Here is a 15,498-nt window from a genome sequence, read left to right as displayed (position 1 = left end):
CCCATTACCAAGATCGCCCTCGAGCGGTCTTCCCGCAGCTCGCCGGGGGCGCTCAGTCGAAGCGCGCCGCCAGCAGGACCACGTCCTCGTCCGAGTCCACCGCGTCCCGGCCGTCCGGCAGGACCGTGCGCAGGACGTGGTCGCAGATCGCGGCCGGGTCTTCGCGCAGGGCCTTGGGGACGCTCGCGGCGGCCGCGTGCAGCCGGGCGAAGGCGCGGTCCATGGGGTCGCCGGTGCGCTGGAGCAGGCCGTCGGTGTACAGCAGCACCGTTTCGCCCGGGGCGGGCTCCAGCTCCACGCTCGGGGCCTCCCAGCAGGAGAGCATCCCGAGCGGGGCGGACAGCGAGGTCTCGACGTACTCGGTGCGGTGCTCGCCGATGAGCAGGGGCGGGGTGTGCCCGGCCCCGGCCAGGACGATCTTCCGCAGGGCGGGCTCGCAGTACGCGAAGAGGGCGGTGGCCGAGCGGGCCGGCTCGGTCAGCCGCAGCAGCAGCTCCAGGTCGGACAGGACGGCGACCGGGTCCTCGCCCTCCATGACGGCGTACGCGCGCAGCGAGGCCCGCAGCCGGCCCATGGCGGCGACGGCGCTCGGGCCGGAGCCGGTGACGGAGCCGACGGCCAGCCCGAGGGCGCCCTCGGGCAGGGGCAGGGCGTCGTACCAGTCGCCGCCGCCCAGGGGTCCGGAGCGGTGGCGGGCGGCGAGGCGCACGCCGGAGACCCGGGGCAGCCGGCTGGGCAGCAGCTCCTCGGCGATGGTGGCGAGGCGGGTGCGGGCCCGGTCGACCTCCAGGGCGCGGGCCAGGTGCTCGGAGGCGTACCGGCAGTAGAGGCCGGCGAGGTGGCGCTGGCGCTCGGTGGGCTCGGCGTGCTCGTCGTAGAGCCAGACGGCGGCGCCGAGGCGGCCGGCGCCCTCGGCGGCGAGGGGGAGGGAGTAGCTGGCGGCGTAGCCGAGGCGGGCGGCGACCTCGCGGTGGCGGGGGTCGGCGGGCGCGGCGTACCCGTCGGTGCCGCGGGCGCTGCCGGGGCCGGGGACCGTGCCGGGTTCGGGGAGCTGCTCGCTGCCGCCGTGGGCGCCGGGGAGCCCGTCGAGGATGCGGCCGTACGAGGTGGCGGTGCGGGGGACGGTCTCGATGTGGCCGAGGTCGGCGTGGCCGAGGCCGAGGCCGACGGTGCTGGTGGGTCCGAGGCCGTCGGCCGGTTCGAGTACGGCGAGCCCGCGGCGGGCCCCGACCAGGGTGGCCCCGGCGCGCAGGAGCTCCCGCAGGGAGTCGTCGATGCCGGAGGCGCGGGCGAGGCGCTCGGTGAGTTCGTGCAGGGTGGTGAGGTCGGAGACCCAGCCCGCGAGGCGGTCCTGGATGACCGTGCCGGGCGCGGGGTGCGGGGCTGCGGCCGGGCTTGCGGCGGCCTTGCGGGCGCGTGCGGGCTCGGCAGTGTGCGGGGAAGCGGGAACGGCCGGATCGATTCCAGCCACTTTCGGGAGATGCGGGGCGCTCATGGCATCCGCCCTTCCACCTGGTGCGATTCGCCATCAAGCATCGCAAACCCCCAGATCAATCTGCGCTGCCATCAATGGGTCCACATCTACACGCAGATGTGGATCGATGTCCAGCATTGCCCAGGTGGGAATCCTGGTGTCCGTGGGGCGGCAACTCCCTGTACGGTCAAGGCTCGAACTTGGCCGAAAAATGCCGGGAGTGGCCCTCTTTTGCGGTCGACTGAGGAAGTCCGGCGGAGCGTCATATCGTGCGTGATGGGTACGTAAACGGTGTTGGCCAGGGTCAGTTGGCCCCCACCCCCGGATCCAGGCGGGAACCGCCCGGTGGGACGGCTCGTCCCTGCCGGTGAAGGCCGTGCCCCCGGCGCCAGTCGCGCGCCGACCCCGCCAGGCGTTTCATGGAACCGGCAAGAACTGCACGAACCGCACGAACCGCGTGAAACCCCAGTACAGCGGACAGTGACGCGAAACGTGTACGTGTGGTGATACACCGCCTACATGGCGTGAAGTGGCCCTCGGCGTTCAACGGAAAGGAACGAGCGCTCATGCGCGAGATCCTCGGAAGGCGTCTCCAGCTGTTTCGGCGCTCCCGGCGCCTGCGGTCCTCCCGGAGCGAGGGCCCGCCCGCGCTCCTCGACGCGGCCCTGACCTGCGCCTCCGCATGGCAGTGGCCCGTGCTCCCCGGAGCGGGGCTCGCCCCCGCAGCCCCCGGCGGGCCCGCGGCCGCCCTGCGGTGCGCGTGCCCCGACCCCGAGTGCGTGGTGCCCGGCGCGCACCCCCTGGAACCCGGCCTGCTCGCCGCCACGACCGACGAGCGGATGGTCCGCTGGTGGTGGACCCGCCGCCCCGACGCCCCGCTGATCCTCGCGACCGGCGGCCGCGCGCCCTGCGCCGTGAGCCTGCCCGCCGAGGCGGGGGCCCAGGCCCTGGCGCGGCTCGACGCGATGGGCATGAGGCTCGGGCCCGTGCTCGCCACGCCGACGCGGATGGCGATCCTCGTGGCTCCCTATTCGCTGGAGCAGTTGGGCGAGCTGCTCTACGCCAAGGACTGCGTGCCCTCCTCGCTGCGCTTCCACGGCGAGGGCGGCTACCTCGCCCTGCCGCCGTCGCCCACGGGCGGCGGGCAGGTCCGCTGGGAGCGGGCGCCGCTCGCGGGCTCGGCCCGGCCGTGGCTGCCCGATGTCGAGGCGGTCGTCGACGCGCTGGTCGAGGCGAGCACCGGGGCGTCCGGCGGCGGCAGCCGGCTGGCGTTCTGACGGCGGCTCCACACCCGTCTCCAGGCCCTCTTCACTCGAACGGGTGTGACGGGCCTGGGGATCCCGGGGATTTGGGCGCGCAGCCGGACGCGCGCCGCCCCCGCCTCGCTATCTTCGGCGGATGAACCTCCGCATGGCCGGGATCTGCGCCGGTGTGCTGATCGTGCTCTCGTTCCCGCTCGCGGGTGCCCTCGCCGGACCGGCGGGCGGGCTCCGCCCGGACGGCGGACTGCTGGGCCCCCTGGGGCTCGCGGACTCCGGGGCGCGCAACGGCGACGCGGCGGACGGCCGTTCGGCCCCGGACCGCTCCGCATCCGCCGCACCGGGTACGGGCGCGGGTACGGGATCCCGTACGGGCGCCGCGGCGGATCCGGATGCGCGCGGCGGTTCCGGGGCCGGAAACCGACCCCCGGGGGACTCCGCGGGGGGCCCGCCCGGCGATGCCGGTACGGGCGCCGCCCGGTGCGGGCCCGAACTGTCCTCGCCCGAAGGGCTGGAGGCGCAGACCTGTGTGCTGCGGGGCGAGGCCGGCACCTGGGCGCGGAGCTACTACCGCAATACGAGCGGGCGCCGGCTGGGTGCGGTGCTGTCGCTGATGGGGCCGCAGGGGAGGACCGTACAGATCCACTGCGTGGTGCCCGCGGGGGATGAGCCGGGGGTGTGCGAGACGCCCAAGGAGCCTGTGGGCGGGGCGGTCGAGCCGGCCGGGGCGGCCGCCGGAGTGCAGGGCGCGGGGTCCGGAAGCGGGCCCGGTGCGTGGGCTGCCGTTGCGGAATACGCCGTACCGGATGAGGGTGGACCGCTTCTGCTCCGTGCGGGGAGCAACTCCGGGGATCCGGTTGACCGTTGAAATGGAAGGGCCCGGTCGCTGGCGACGGGGGATGCACCAGCGACCGGGCTACAAGAACGGTAACAAGAGATCGCGTGTTCGCAAATTCGATCTCGGATATTCGGACACCGATTTGCTGGCGATTAGCGGGAGTTGTGACCCGAGTCACCCTGTCTCGCGAGCGAGTTGAATGATTCCTTCCGGTTTCTCGGGTCGACTTCCGGCGTTCTTCGAGACCGTTTGAGGCCGTGCGGGGCCGATCGGGGACCCGATCAGCTCAGCGTCACCTGGCGGTTGGTGAGACCGCCGCGGGCCCGGCGCTCGTCGGCCGTCAGCGGAGCGTCCGAGGCCAGGGCCTGTGCGAGGCGCTCGGCGAAGGCCGCGGCGGGCTTCTCGACCTCGTCCGCGGTGACCCCCGAGGGCAGGTCCCAGACGGGGACGACCAGTCCGTGGGCGCGGAACGAGCCCACGAGGCGGGTGTTCTCGCCGAGGGAGGACTCGCCCGCGGCGTGCAGCCGGGCCAGGGCGTCGAGCAGCTTCTCCTCGGGGTGCGGCATGACCCAGCGCAGGTGGTTCTTGTCGGGGGTCTCGCACCAGTAGGCGGCGTCCACACCGGCGAGTTTCACGGTGGGGATGGCGGCGGCGTTGGCGCGCTCCAGCGAAGCGGCGATCTCCGGAGAGGCGTTCGCGGTGTTCTCCGCTTCCGGAATCCAGAATTCGAATCCGCTGTGCACAACAGGCGCGAAAACGCTGTCGGCGGCGAGCAGCTCCTGGAGCCGCGGGCCCTCGGGGTCCACCTTCTGCGGGGGCACGGGGGTGCCCGGTTCAGCAACCAGTGCGCGCTGGAGGGTGTCGGCGAGGTCGCGGCCGAGGTCGCCGCTGGCGGTGTCGTTCTGCAGGCCGAGCAGGACCGAGCCGTCCTCGCGGCGCAGCGCGGGCCAGGCCATCGGGAGGACGGTGGCCAGGGTCACGGACGGCACGCCCTCGGGCAGCCCGCCCGCCAGGGTGAGCTCCACGGTGGCGGCGGGGACCAGCTCGCGCAGGGCGACCCAGTCGCACTCGCCGGGCAGGCCCTCGAACGGGCGCTGGACCAGCGTGCTTGCGGCCTGCGCGGCGGTGCGCCCGTGGCAGGCCTTGTAGCGGCGGCCGGATCCGCACGGGCAGGGTTCGCGGGCTCCCACGACCGGGATCTCGCCGTCGGTGAGCTGCGGCTCCGCGGCCTTGGTCTGGTGTCCCTTGGGCTGCGGACGCTTCTTGGCCATCGTGGGTGTCTCCCGGGTGAGGCTCGTGCTGACGGCGCGAGCCTATCCGCTGCGTACGGAGGCACCGGGTCCCCGGCGCGCGCCGACGGCGGGCACCGGGGGGCGGTTCAGCGGCCGGGCCGGCGGTCCGGGCCCAGGGGACAGGACTCCAGATCGTCGAAGGCGGTCATGAAGTCGATGAGGGGCGGTGCAACGCGCGTAGCGAAATCGTCGAGGCGGTGTCCTGAGGCGACGATGACCCACACCGTGACCTCACCCTCTTCGCCGTCCCGCACGCCCCAGTCCTGGGCGAGCGCGCTGATGATGTTCAGCCCCCGGCCGCCGTGCGCCGTGACCGAGGGCGTGGCGGGAACGGGGCGGGTGGGCCCGCCCCCGTCCGTCACCTCGACGGTCAGGCGGCCGGCCTTGTCGACCCGCCACGCGGCCCGGATGTCCCCGTCGCCGACCTGTTGGGAGCCCAGCGGCCTGCCGTGTCGGCAGGCATTGCTGAGCAGTTCGGAAAGGATCAGTACGGCATCGTCCACGACCGTTTCGGACACGCCGCTGATGCGCAACTGCTCGCGCATACGGTGCCTCGCCTGGCCCACGCCCGCAGGACCATGGGGTACGGCCATGCTCGAAGACGCGGGCACTTCCTGTGCCACCACCAACGCCACCCCCGGAACCTCCTTAGCCCCACGCATGGTCTGAATGCCCCCCTGGCCTGGACCGGAAACCGATGTGGCGGAGCCCGATGACGCATTCGCGACGGTTGCTCGCGGACCGGATGCGCCGGTGCACACCCTGTAACGGCGGGGGTGGGTGCAACTGGTGTGATTAGCGCCCGAGTTGGGACAGAACCTGTCGTGGCCGATTGGTGATGATCGCTTCTACACCCAGATCAGCGCAGAGCTGAACGTCTTCGGGTTCGTTCACGGTCCATACGTGAACGGAATGGCCGGCTTTCTGGAGCTTCCGGATGAAACCGGGGTGATTGCGCACGATCCGCATCCCGGGCCCGGCGATCCGCACCCCGGCCGGCAGCCGGCCGTCGCGCATCCGCGGCGAGATGAACTGCATCAGGTAGACGGTCGGGATCGTCGGCGCCGCCGCCCGGACCCGGTGCAGCGAGCGGGCGGAGAAGCTCATGATGCGGACCGGGATGCGCCCCTCGGCGGGTGCGGCGGGCGGGGAGTCGAGCCCGAAGCGCTTGAGGAGGAAGAGGAGCCGCTCCTCGACCTGTCCGGCCCAGCGGGTGGGGTGCTTCGTCTCGATGGCCAGGTCCACCGGGCGGCCGGCGTCCGCGACGAGTTCGAGCAGCCGCTCCAGGGTGAGGACGGAGGTCCGCTCCGGATCCGGCTCGCCGGTCCCGTCGGCGTCCCAGTCCGGGGACTCCTCGCGGTCCTTCCAGGAGCCGAAGTCCAGGGCGGCGAGTTCGGCCAGCTCCAGGGCGGAGACGGCGCCGCGCCCGTTGGAGGTCCGGTTGACCCGGCGGTCGTGCACGAGGACGAGGTGCCCGTCGGCCGTCAGGCGCACATCGCACTCCAGGGCGTCGGCCCCGTCCTCGATCGCCTTGCGGTACGCGGCGAGGGTGTGCTCGGGGGCGTCCTCCGAGGCGCCGCGGTGGGCTACGACCTGGATGGGCCGCGGGACGTGGAGGCCGGAGGGCTGCCGTGCGTGGGTCACCGCGCCATGGTGTCATCCGGGGCGCCCGGTGTGGGCACGCTGTACGGAGCTATGCCGGAAATGCCCGGTATAAAGGATGGCAGGGCATACACACAGGTCCGGCTTACAGTGCTCTGACGGTTCTTGGGAAAGGCTGTTCCCCCGGGAACGTACGCAGTCGGTCGGACGTTCGGCCCGGACCGCCAACCACGCAGACGTGTGTGAACGAGGAGAGAGAGCTGTGAGCACCGAGAACGAGGGCACCGCGGTCCCCGCACCCCCCGCGGCCCCGTCCGCACCGCCGGCGCCGGTGACTGCTCCCAGCACCGGCTCGGCAGCCCCGGCGGACCGGACCGCGGAGGACGCCCCGTCGGCCTCCGGCCCGGACGCCGCTCCGGCCCCCGGCCACGGCGCCGCCCAGGACCCCCGGACCCAGCCGCTGCCCCCGGCCGAGCCGCCCACGCAGCAGCTGCCGACCACTTCCGGCGCCACGCAGCAGCTGCCGGCCGCGCAGGCGCAGGCCCCGGTCACCCAGCAGCTGCCGACCGCCCCGGTCGCCCACGCCGAGCAGCCCCCCGCCGTCCCGGCGGCCCACCCGGCCCCGGCCGCGCCGCCGGTCCCGCCGGCCGCTCCCCCGGCCGCCCACCAGGACCACTCCGCCGCGTACCCGCCGCCGGCCCCCGCGGCGGCGGGCGGCTGGCCGCCCCCGCCGCCGGCCGCCCCCGGGTACGCCGACCCCGCCGGTCCCGGCGGACCGGTCTGGGGCACGCCCTACGGGCAGGAGCCGGCCCCGAAGCCCAAGGGCCGCGGCGGCCTGGTCGCCGCCGTGCTCGCGGCGGCGCTGCTCGCGGGCGGCATCGGCGGCGGCGTCGGCTACTGGGCCGCCCAGCGCACGGACGGGGCGACGGGGTCCACCACCGTCTCCGCGGGCAACAACACCCCCGCGGACCTCAAGCGGGCCCCGGACTCCGTCGCGGGCCTCGCGGCCAAGGCCCTGCCCAGCGTGGTGACCATCGAGGCGCAGGCCGGCGACGGCGAGGGCGGTACGGGCACCGGCTTCGTCTACGACCAGCAGGGCCACATCCTCACGAACAACCACGTGGTCGCCTCCGCAGCCGACGGAGGAAAGGTCTCTGCGACCTTCTCCAACGGCAAGCGGTACGAGGCCCAGGTGATCGGCCGGGCGCAGGGCTACGACGTGGCCGTGCTGAAGCTGAAGAACCCGCCCGCCGGTCTGGCCCCGCTGCCGCTGGGCGACTCCGACAAGGTCGCGGTCGGCGACTCGACCATCGCGATCGGCGCCCCCTTCGGCCTGTCGAACACCGTCACCACCGGCATCGTCAGCGCCAAGAACCGCCCCGTGGCCTCCGGCGACGGCAGCACCGCCAAGAACTCGTACATGAGCGCCCTGCAGACCGACGCCTCCATCAACCCGGGCAACTCGGGCGGTCCGCTGCTCGACGGCCGCGGCGCCGTGATCGGCATCAACTCGGCCATCCAGTCCGCGGGTGGCGGCGGGCTCGGCGGTCAGGCGGGCTCCATCGGCCTCGGCTTCGCCATCCCGATCAACCAGGCCAAGAACGTGGCCGAGCAGCTGATCAAGACCGGCAAGCCCGTCTACCCGGTGATCGGGGTCTCCGTGGACCTCCAGGCCCGCGGCGAGGGGGCCAAGGTCTCCGATCAGGGCGCGGCCGCCGACAAGCTGGTGGACCCGGCCGGGCCCGCGGGCAAGGCGGGTCTCAAGCCCGGTGACGTGATCACCCAGTTCGGCGGCAAGCCGATCGACAGCGGCCCGACCCTGATCAGCGAGATCTGGACGTACAAGCCGGGCGACACGGTCAAGGTGACGTACCTGCGGGGCGGCAAGCCCACCACCGTGGACCTCACGCTGGGCTCGCGCGTCGGAGACGACCGCTAGGGCGCAGCCTGCGCATGACGTGAACCGGAGGGGCCGGAGGCGGGAATCCGCCTTCGGCCCCTCCCAACGTCCGCTTATGCTTCAGGCGTGTTCGACTCCCGGCACATCAGGACCTTCCACGAGGTGGTCAACTCCGGGTCCTACTCGGCGGCGGCCCGGGTGCTCGGGTACACCCAGCCTGCCATCACGCAGCAGATGAAGGCCCTCGAACGGGCCGTCGGCACGCCGTTGTTCACCCGGGTCGGGCGCCGGATGCAGCTCACCGAGGCCGGCCGCTCCCTGGCCCGGCACGCCGAGACGATACTGGGCGACCTCGACGCCGCGCAGCAGCAGATGAAGGCGTACGCGCGGCTGCGCACCGGCCGGGTCAGGCTGTGCGGGTTCCCCAGCGCCAACGCCACCCTGGTCCCGGAGGCGCTCAGTGCCCTGGCCAAGGAGCACCCCGGGGTGCAGGTGGAGCTCCTCGAAGGGGAGCCGCCGGACTCGCTGCACCGGCTGCAGCGCGGGGAGTGCGATATCACCCTGGCCTTCACCTATCCCGGCCTGCACGAGGAGATACCGGACGAGGTCACGGAAGTCAGGCTCCTGGAGGACCAGTTGACGGTCCTGCTGCCCAGCGGTCATCCGCTGGCCCGGCGCCGCTCGGTGCACCTGGCGGACCTCAAGGAGGAGCGCTGGATAGCGGGTTGTCCGCGCTGCCGGGCGAATCTGCTGCACGACTGCGCCGAACTGGGCTTCGTGCCGGACATCGTCTTCGCCACCGACGACAACCTCGTGGTGCAGAGCCTGGTCGCCCAGGGCCTGGGCGTGGCCATGGTGCCCGCGCTGCTGCTGCCCTCGCTCTCCCTCAGCAAGGTCTGCGGGCGGGCCCTCGCCCCCGCGGCCCGCCGCCACATCTCCGCGTACCTCTACCGGGACCACCTGCGGATCCCGGCGACGGTGGCGGTGCTGGACGAGTTGCGGCGGGTAGCCGCGAACCGCGTGGGCTGCTGAGCACGCCTCCGTATTCCATAAGTTGCGCTTTGGTTTTCAGGTGAGAACTGTCGTTGGACGTGATGGTCTGGCGGTCCGACGCTGCCTGTATGACCACGACGACGAACGCGCTCGCAGCGCCGGCCGTGACGGCGCGGATGACCCGGCTCATAGACGAGATACGCGCGGTCGTGGACCGCGGCCTGCCCCCCGACCTGACCGCCTACCTCGTGGGCGAGCGGCTCGGTCCGCACCTGGGTGCACAGGACCTGCTGACCGCCGCACAGCAGGAGAGCGATCCGCGGCGCTACCGGCAGCACGTCGTGCACGCCGAGTCCGACGGCGGGTTCTCCGTGGTCGCGCTGGTCTGGCTGCCGGGCCAGCAGACCTCCATCCACGACCACGTGGCCTGGTGCGTGGCGGGGGTGCACCAGGGGGAGGAGAGCGAGCGGCGCTACCGGCTGGTGCCGGGGGCGGGAGCCGGGTCCGTAGGCGGTACGAGTACGGGTACGGGCGCCGAGGTGGGGCGGGCCCGGCTCGTGGCCACGGAGGACGTGGTCAACGGCACCGGTGACGTCTGCGGGTTCGCCCCGCCCGGAGATATCCACCGCGTCCGCAACTCCTGTCGTACGACGGCGATTTCCGTGCACGTCTACGGGGCCGATATCTCCCGGCTGGGGACCAGCGTCCGCCGGGTCTACACCCTCCCGGCCGAGTGATGGCCCTCCTCAACCGCCCGCATCTGGGCCCGCGTTCCGCGTCCCGCCCTCCCCTCCGCAATGTTTCACGTGAAACACGCACCTGGCCGGGCCTGTTGGCGGCCGTCGCGGGGGCCGGGCTGGCCTGGTGCGTCCATCTCCTCCTGCCCGCCGTACCGATGCTCACGGCCTCCGTGGTCCTGGGTATCGCGGTCGGCCACCTGCCCCGGCTGCGGACCTTCGTACGCGGTACCGGCCGGCCGGGGCTCTCCCTCGCCGGCCGGCGGCTGATGCGGATCGGGATCGTGCTCCTCGGGCTCGGGCTGGGACTGGACCAGGTGGTGCGGCTGGGCTGGGGGACCGTCGCCATGGTGTGCGCGGTGGTCGCAGCCACCTTCTTCGGCACCGTGTGGCTGGGCCGCAAGCTCGGGCTGCCCGGAGACCAGCCGCTGCTGATCGCCACCGGCTACTCGATCTGCGGGGCCTCCGCGATCGGGGCGGTCAGCCAGGTCTCGGGCAGCGACGAAGAGGACGTCGCGGCCTCGGTGGCCCTGGTGACCCTGTGCGGAACCCTCGCGATCGGGGTGCTCCCGCTGCTCCAGCAGCCCCTGGGCCTGGGTGATATCGGCTTCGGCCGCTGGGTCGGGGCGAGCGTGCACGATGTGGGGCAGGTCGTGGCCACGGCGCAGACGGCGGGGCCGGCGGCGCTCGGCGAGGCCGTGGTCGTCAAGCTGATGCGGGTGGCCATGCTCGCCCCGCTGGTGGCGGCCGTGGCCTTCGCCCTGCGGGCCCGGCGGGCCGGGGCGCGTACCGCCTCCGGGGGTCGACCCGCTCCCGTGCCGCTCTTCGTGGCCGGCTTCCTGCTCGCGGCAGGCGTCCGGGCCACCGGGGTGCTGCCCGTGGAGGTCCTGGACTGGGCCCGTACCGCCCAGGAAGGGCTGCTCGCCGCCGCGCTGTTCGGGCTGGGGAGCGCGGTGCACCTGCCGACGCTGGCGAAGACCGGGGGCCGGGCCGCGGCGCTGGGGCTGGGCGCATGGGTGGTGGTGGCCGGGGTCTCGTACGCCGGTGTGCTCCTGACGGTCTGAGCGCCCGCGCCTGCGCCATCTGCCCGAAGCAGGCCAATCCGTGGCCGGAACCGACCGAACGTTCTGACGAGTACCTGACAATCACGCGGCTCCGTGGCACGCTGCCCCCGCACGTCGATCCGCACCGGCAGCTCTTCACCCCCACCCTGCCCGGGCCCGGCCCCGCCGGCCCCGGGACGGCAGAAGGAGTCATGCGTGAATCGTCCCCGCAAGGCAGCCGCGGTCCTGCTCGCCGCCGGCAGCCTCCTCGCCGGAGCCCTGACCGCCGCCGCCCCCTCGGCCGCGGCCCCCGCCCCCACGTCCTTCACGCCCCAGCAGACCAAGGGCTTCTGGACCGCGGAGCGGATGCGCGCGGCGACCCCGCTGGACCTGCTCCTGGCCCCCGGCGTGAAGCTCCGGCCCCCGGTGTCGGAGTCCGCGCCGACCGCCGTGCCGCCCACGGCCGCCACCGCGGCCCCGGCCCCGGCCGCCCTGGCCCCCACGGCGTTCCCGCAGGCCGGCGGCCCGTGGACGGGCGGCGGCGCGGTGGTGCGCACCTCCGGCCGGGTGTTCTTCACCTTCCAGGGCCGTACCGCCTCCTGCTCCGGCGACTCGGTCACCAGCCAGAACGGGAGCACGGTCCTCACCGCCGGGCACTGCGTGAAGTACCAGGGCGCCTGGCACACCAACTGGGTCTTCGTCCCCGCGTACGACAACGGCAGCGCGCCGTACGGCCAGTGGACCGCCACCAAGACCTTCGCCACCGACCAGTGGGCGGCCAGCGAGGACATCAACTTCGACGTGGGCCTCGCGGTCGTGGCCCCGCTGAACGGCCAGAAGCTCAGCCAGGCGGTCGGCGCCCAGGGCCTGCTCTTCAACGGCGGCTACAACAAGCGGATGTACGCCTTCGGCTTCCCGGCCGCCTCGCCGTACGACGGCTCGAAGCTGATCTACTGCAGCGGCAACAGCGGCAAGGACTTCCTGCTGTCGAAGGACCACAGCCTCGGCTGCAACATGACCGGCGGATCCAGCGGCGGTCCCTGGTTCCAGGACTTCAACGAGACCACGGGCACGGGCCTCCAGGTCTCGGTGAACAGCTTCGGCTACAACTTCCTGCCGAACCGGATGTTCGGCCCGTACTTCGGCAACGAGGCCAAGGCGGTCTACGACAAGGCCCAGATCGCCTGACACCCCACGACCGCCACGACCGCCCCCGGACCCGTTAGGCTGTAGCCCGCTCCGCAGCTCAGGCCGCGGAGCGGGGTGGGTTGCCCGAGCGGCCTAAGGGAACGGTCTTGAAAACCGTCGTGGCAGCGATGTCACCGTGGGTTCAAATCCCACACCCACCGCAGTACGTCAGACGACATGCTGATCAGAAGGGGCGTCCCGGACAGGGGCGCCCCTTCGGCGTTCCCGGGAGCGGGGGCGCGGCGGTGGCTCCCAGCAGGGTGAATGCCCTTTCGGCGTAGGGCGGTTCGGTGGGGTGGCGATCGGGGCGCGGGGGATCCGTGCAGGTCGGAGGGGGTGCCGTCAGGGCGGGTGGGCCGGACGGGTGGTGTTTATCGGAAGATCCGGGTGGCGCGGGAGCGGCGGCGGGACATGGCCCGCTCCCGTCCGCATCATGACGAATGTATGCAGATCGGCTGTATGTCGATCCGCCCGTCGGACCATCTTGGAACGAGGAACGAGGAGCCGTCATGAGCACCATCCGCACCACGTCGATCTGGACCGCGGTCATGGCCGCACTGGTCGCCCTGCTCGCCGCCTTCGGCATCCTGCGGGCCGCCAAGGCGGTCGCGCCGGCCGCTGCCGGTACCGCCGGTGCGGGTGCCTCCGGTGCGGCCGGTGCCGCTGTTCCGGCTTCCGCGCCGGGCTCCTCCTCCGCACTCTCATCGGGGCTTTCGGCAGCCGCTACCCGGGCCCGGCGGGCCCGGCGGACCTGGCGCGAGTCCATGCGCGGCGGTTCCCTGCCGCCCACCATCGCCCAGCGCATCCGCGCCGAGTCCCACGGCTCCGCCCCCTCCGTCCGCCGCCGCGCCACCACCGCCGCCGACCTCGCCAGCCGCTCGGGCTCCGGGCTCGGGGACGAGGGGCGCGGGGACGCGGAGCTCGGGCTGGCGGCGTAGGGCGCGCGGGGTCTCCCGCGCGGTCCGGTCCGCATTCCGTACGAACGCCCCGGCGAGCGCCGGGGGCGCGCAGGGGGCGCAGGTCTTGGGGCGACGGGTGGGCGCTCCACGGGGGTGAGGGGGACGGCAGGACGGCCGGGACTGCCGAGCGGTATCCCGGCATGGCGGGTGCGGGTGGATTTGGCGTAACGGTTCAGCCCTTGTGGCGGACCGTTTTTCGGCGTTTCCGGGGGGCTGGAATTCCGTTTTGGGGGCGTGACCGGGGTTTATCCGGTGTTGCTCATGCTTGCGAGGGAATCGGCGACTGCGGGGTGGTTCGCCGGGGATTCGGTGGGCAACTCTGGTCTCGCGACGTCGAGAGCAGGAGCAAAACCGCAGGGTGGTCGGCCAACTTCCCTGTAAACCGCCGTAGTTCACATCTGGAGGATCAAGACATGGCATTCGTCCGCACCGCCCGCGTCATCGCCGCCGTAGCCTCGCTCCCCCTCGCCGCCTCCCTCTTCGGCGGGGTCGCTCAGGCGGACAACAGCTGGGGATCCTTCGCGGACAACGGATCGAACGCGAGCGTCGCCAGCATCATCGGCAGCGGCGTGGGTGGCAGCAACTCCGGCAACTCGTCCACCTCGCAGCAGGTCGCGACCGGCTCCGGCGCGTCCAACCAGAACAACACCGCCCAGGTCAACGGCTCGGCCTTCACCGCCATCGACCAGTCCAACTCCAACGTGGCGGTGAACTTCCACCCCTGGTGGTGAGCCGTCCCGGGCGGCCCCCCGGCACTCGCGAGCGCCCGCACGACCGGACCGGCTGGGGTCCGGTCGGGCGGGCGCTCCGCCGTTTCCGGCCGGCGGGCCCGCGCGGGCCCGTGCCGTCCGTGCGGCAGTGCCGCCCGCGGCCTTGACACCCGCAGTCGATCTGACGGACAGTCAGAAACCTTGGTATCCGCGTGCCGCAGCCGCCCCGTTCACCGCCGCAGCTGCGCCGTTGCCGCCCCGGGAGGCCGTCCGCCGTGCACCTCGCCCCGACCGAGCCGCAGCTGCGGCTGCGCGCCGAACTGCGCGCGTACTTCCGTGAGCTGATGCCCGACGGGGTGCCCGAGGACCCCGCCGCCCAGCGCGCCCTGCTCCGCCGGATCGGCGCCGACGGCCTGCTCGGCCTCGGCTGGCCGCAGGAGTACGGGGGCCAGGGCCGCGGCCCCGACGAGCAGTTCGTGTTCTTCGACGAGGCGTACCGCGCCGGAGCGCCGGTCTCGATGGTCACCCTCAACACCGTCGGCCCCACCCTGATGAAGTACGGCACCCCGGAGCAGAAGACCTACTTCCTGCCCCGGATCCTCAGCGGCGAACTGGTCTTCGCCATCGGCTACTCCGAGCCCGGCGCGGGCACCGACCTGGCCTCACTGCGCACCCGCGCCGTCCGCGAAGCCGGGCCGGCGGCGGGAGGCGCGCCGGCCGGGACCGGCCCGGCAGCCGCATCCGGCTCCCCCGAAGGCCACTGGCTGATCGACGGCCAGAAGGTCTTCACCTCGAACGCGCAGAACGCCGACTGGATCTGGCTGGCCTGCCGCACCGACCCCGAAGCCCCCAAGCACAAGGGCATCTCGATCATCCTGGTGCCCACCGCCGACCCCGGCTTCTCCTGGACCCCGATCGAGACCGTCGGCGGGCTCACGACCACCGCCACGTACTACGACGCGGTCCGCGTCCCCGCCGGGAACCTGGTCGGCCCCGAACACGGCGGCTGGGGGCTGATCACCAACCAGCTCAACCACGAGCGCGTCGCCCTCGCCGCCATCGGGATGCAGGCGGAGGACTTCTACGCACAGGCGCTCGCGCACGCCCGGACCCCCGACCCCGGCACCGGCCGCCGCCCCGCCGACCTGCCCTGGGTCCGTTCCCGGCTCGCCGAGGCGCACGCGCGCCTGGCCGCCGTACGCCTGCTCAACTGGCGCCTCGTCCAGGACGTGGGCGCGGGCACGCTGGCCCCCGGGGACGCCAGCGGGGTCAAGTTCCTCGGCACCGAATCGGCCGTCGAGGTCTACCGGATCTGCCAGGAGGTCGCGGGCGAGGGCGCGTTCGTCCGGGCCGGCGGCGGACCGGGGACCTTCGGCAGCGGGGAGCTGGAACGGCTCAACCGCGCCGCGCAGATCAACACCTTCGGCGGCGGGGTCAGCGAGGTCCAGCGCGAGATCGTCGCCATGATGCGGCTCGGCATGAAGGGGAGGAAGCGGTGAGCGA

The 15,498-nt window shown here is 73.3% G+C and carries 13 protein-coding genes, 1 tRNA gene and 1 pseudogene; 11 read left to right on the top strand and 4 right to left on the bottom strand.

Going from position 1 to position 15,498, the window contains the following annotated elements; all coding sequences use genetic code 11:
- Window positions 1-52 precede the first annotated feature (52 nt).
- The gene (locus ACZ7JZ_RS09905) at window positions 53-1,495 is read right to left on the bottom strand and encodes a PP2C family protein-serine/threonine phosphatase (RefSeq protein WP_470935522.1); all 1,443 of its coding nucleotides are present in this window, start codon (window positions 1,493-1,495) and stop codon (window positions 53-55) included.
- 545 nt (window positions 1,496-2,040) lie between these two features.
- On the opposite strand from ACZ7JZ_RS09905, the gene ACZ7JZ_RS09900 reads away from it, so the two are divergent.
- Window positions 2,041-2,751, top strand: coding sequence for a bifunctional DNA primase/polymerase (locus ACZ7JZ_RS09900; protein ID WP_470935519.1), 711 nt, complete (start codon window positions 2,041-2,043; stop codon window positions 2,749-2,751).
- Window positions 2,752-2,872: 121 nt separating this feature from the next.
- Window positions 2,873-3,601 carry a hypothetical protein gene (locus ACZ7JZ_RS09895; RefSeq protein WP_470935516.1) on the top strand — a complete coding sequence of 243 codons (729 nt, stop codon included), beginning with the start codon at window positions 2,873-2,875 and terminating at the stop codon, window positions 3,599-3,601.
- Window positions 3,602-3,852: 251 nt separating this feature from the next.
- Here the strand turns inward: ACZ7JZ_RS09895 and ACZ7JZ_RS09890 are convergent, their stop codons facing one another.
- From ACZ7JZ_RS09890 to ACZ7JZ_RS09880, 3 genes and pseudogenes are all read right to left on the bottom strand, one after another.
- Window positions 3,853-4,842, bottom strand: a complete 990-nt coding sequence (locus ACZ7JZ_RS09890) for a DUF5926 family protein (RefSeq protein WP_470935513.1) — start codon at window positions 4,840-4,842, stop codon at window positions 3,853-3,855.
- Between the two features lie 107 nt (window positions 4,843-4,949).
- Window positions 4,950-5,584, bottom strand: a pseudogene (locus ACZ7JZ_RS09885) (ATP-binding protein).
- A 74-nt stretch (window positions 5,585-5,658) separates the two neighbouring features.
- Window positions 5,659-6,507 carry a glycerophosphodiester phosphodiesterase gene (locus tag ACZ7JZ_RS09880; protein WP_470935510.1) on the bottom strand — a complete coding sequence of 283 codons (849 nt, stop codon included), beginning with the start codon at window positions 6,505-6,507 and terminating at the stop codon, window positions 5,659-5,661.
- Between the two features lie 220 nt (window positions 6,508-6,727).
- Here ACZ7JZ_RS09880 and ACZ7JZ_RS09875 point away from each other — a divergent pair, with 220 nt between their 5' ends.
- The 9 genes from ACZ7JZ_RS09875 (at window position 6,728) to ACZ7JZ_RS09835 (ending at window position 15,494) form a co-directional block, all read left to right on the top strand.
- Complete coding sequence (locus ACZ7JZ_RS09875) at window positions 6,728-8,404, top strand: S1C family serine protease (protein WP_470935507.1); 1,677 nt, start codon at window positions 6,728-6,730, stop codon at window positions 8,402-8,404.
- Between the two features lie 87 nt (window positions 8,405-8,491).
- Window positions 8,492-9,397, top strand: a complete 906-nt coding sequence (locus ACZ7JZ_RS09870; protein ID WP_470935504.1) for a LysR family transcriptional regulator — start codon at window positions 8,492-8,494, stop codon at window positions 9,395-9,397.
- Between the two features lie 89 nt (window positions 9,398-9,486).
- A complete protein-coding gene (locus tag ACZ7JZ_RS09865; RefSeq protein ID WP_470935501.1) occupies window positions 9,487-10,095 on the top strand; it encodes a cysteine dioxygenase family protein in 609 nt (202 codons plus the stop codon).
- On the top strand, window positions 10,095-11,159 hold the full coding sequence (locus ACZ7JZ_RS09860) for a YeiH family protein (RefSeq protein WP_470935499.1): 1,065 nt from the start codon (window positions 10,095-10,097) through the stop codon (window positions 11,157-11,159). The genes ACZ7JZ_RS09865 and ACZ7JZ_RS09860 overlap by 1 nt, the downstream gene beginning before the upstream one ends.
- A gap of 195 nt (window positions 11,160-11,354) precedes the next feature.
- Window positions 11,355-12,326 carry a trypsin-like serine peptidase gene (locus ACZ7JZ_RS09855; RefSeq protein WP_470935496.1) on the top strand — a complete coding sequence of 324 codons (972 nt, stop codon included), beginning with the start codon at window positions 11,355-11,357 and terminating at the stop codon, window positions 12,324-12,326.
- 74 nt (window positions 12,327-12,400) lie between these two features.
- Window positions 12,401-12,487, top strand: a tRNA-Ser gene (locus ACZ7JZ_RS09850).
- Between the two features lie 348 nt (window positions 12,488-12,835).
- Window positions 12,836-13,264, top strand: a complete 429-nt coding sequence (locus ACZ7JZ_RS09845) for a DUF6344 domain-containing protein (protein WP_470935493.1) — start codon at window positions 12,836-12,838, stop codon at window positions 13,262-13,264.
- Between the two features lie 434 nt (window positions 13,265-13,698).
- Window positions 13,699-14,016 (top strand): hypothetical protein, encoded by a 318-nt coding sequence (locus ACZ7JZ_RS09840; protein ID WP_470935490.1) that lies wholly within the window; start codon window positions 13,699-13,701, stop codon window positions 14,014-14,016.
- A 254-nt stretch (window positions 14,017-14,270) separates the two neighbouring features.
- Window positions 14,271-15,494: an acyl-CoA dehydrogenase family protein gene (locus ACZ7JZ_RS09835; RefSeq protein ID WP_470935487.1), complete on the top strand. Its 1,224-nt coding sequence runs from the start codon at window positions 14,271-14,273 to the stop codon at window positions 15,492-15,494.
- The last annotated feature ends 4 nt before the right edge of the window (window positions 15,495-15,498 follow it).

This window comes from Streptomyces sp. NPDC038213, assembly GCF_055600495.1.
Note: the sequence above shows the minus strand (reverse complement) of the source record. Positions and strands in the feature narration are given on the sequence as shown.

Bases quoted from the DNA above. Each gene is read 5' to 3' on its own strand.
- ACZ7JZ_RS09905 (WP_470935522.1), bottom strand. From the start codon at position 1,495: ATGAGCGCCCCGCATCTCCCGAAAGTGGCTGGAATCGATCCGGCCGTT.
- ACZ7JZ_RS09900 (WP_470935519.1), top strand. From the start codon at position 2,041: ATGCGCGAGATCCTCGGAAGGCGTCTCCAGCTGTTTCGGCGCTCCCGG.
- ACZ7JZ_RS09865 (WP_470935501.1), top strand. From the start codon at position 9,487: ATGACCACGACGACGAACGCGCTCGCAGCGCCGGCCGTGACGGCGCGG.
- ACZ7JZ_RS09890 (WP_470935513.1), bottom strand. From the start codon at position 4,842: ATGGCCAAGAAGCGTCCGCAGCCCAAGGGACACCAGACCAAGGCCGCG.
- ACZ7JZ_RS09840 (WP_470935490.1), top strand. From the start codon at position 13,699: ATGGCATTCGTCCGCACCGCCCGCGTCATCGCCGCCGTAGCCTCGCTC.
- ACZ7JZ_RS09895 (WP_470935516.1), top strand. From the start codon at position 2,873: ATGAACCTCCGCATGGCCGGGATCTGCGCCGGTGTGCTGATCGTGCTC.
- ACZ7JZ_RS09845 (WP_470935493.1), top strand. From the start codon at position 12,836: ATGAGCACCATCCGCACCACGTCGATCTGGACCGCGGTCATGGCCGCA.
- ACZ7JZ_RS09860 (WP_470935499.1), top strand. From the start codon at position 10,095: ATGGCCCTCCTCAACCGCCCGCATCTGGGCCCGCGTTCCGCGTCCCGC.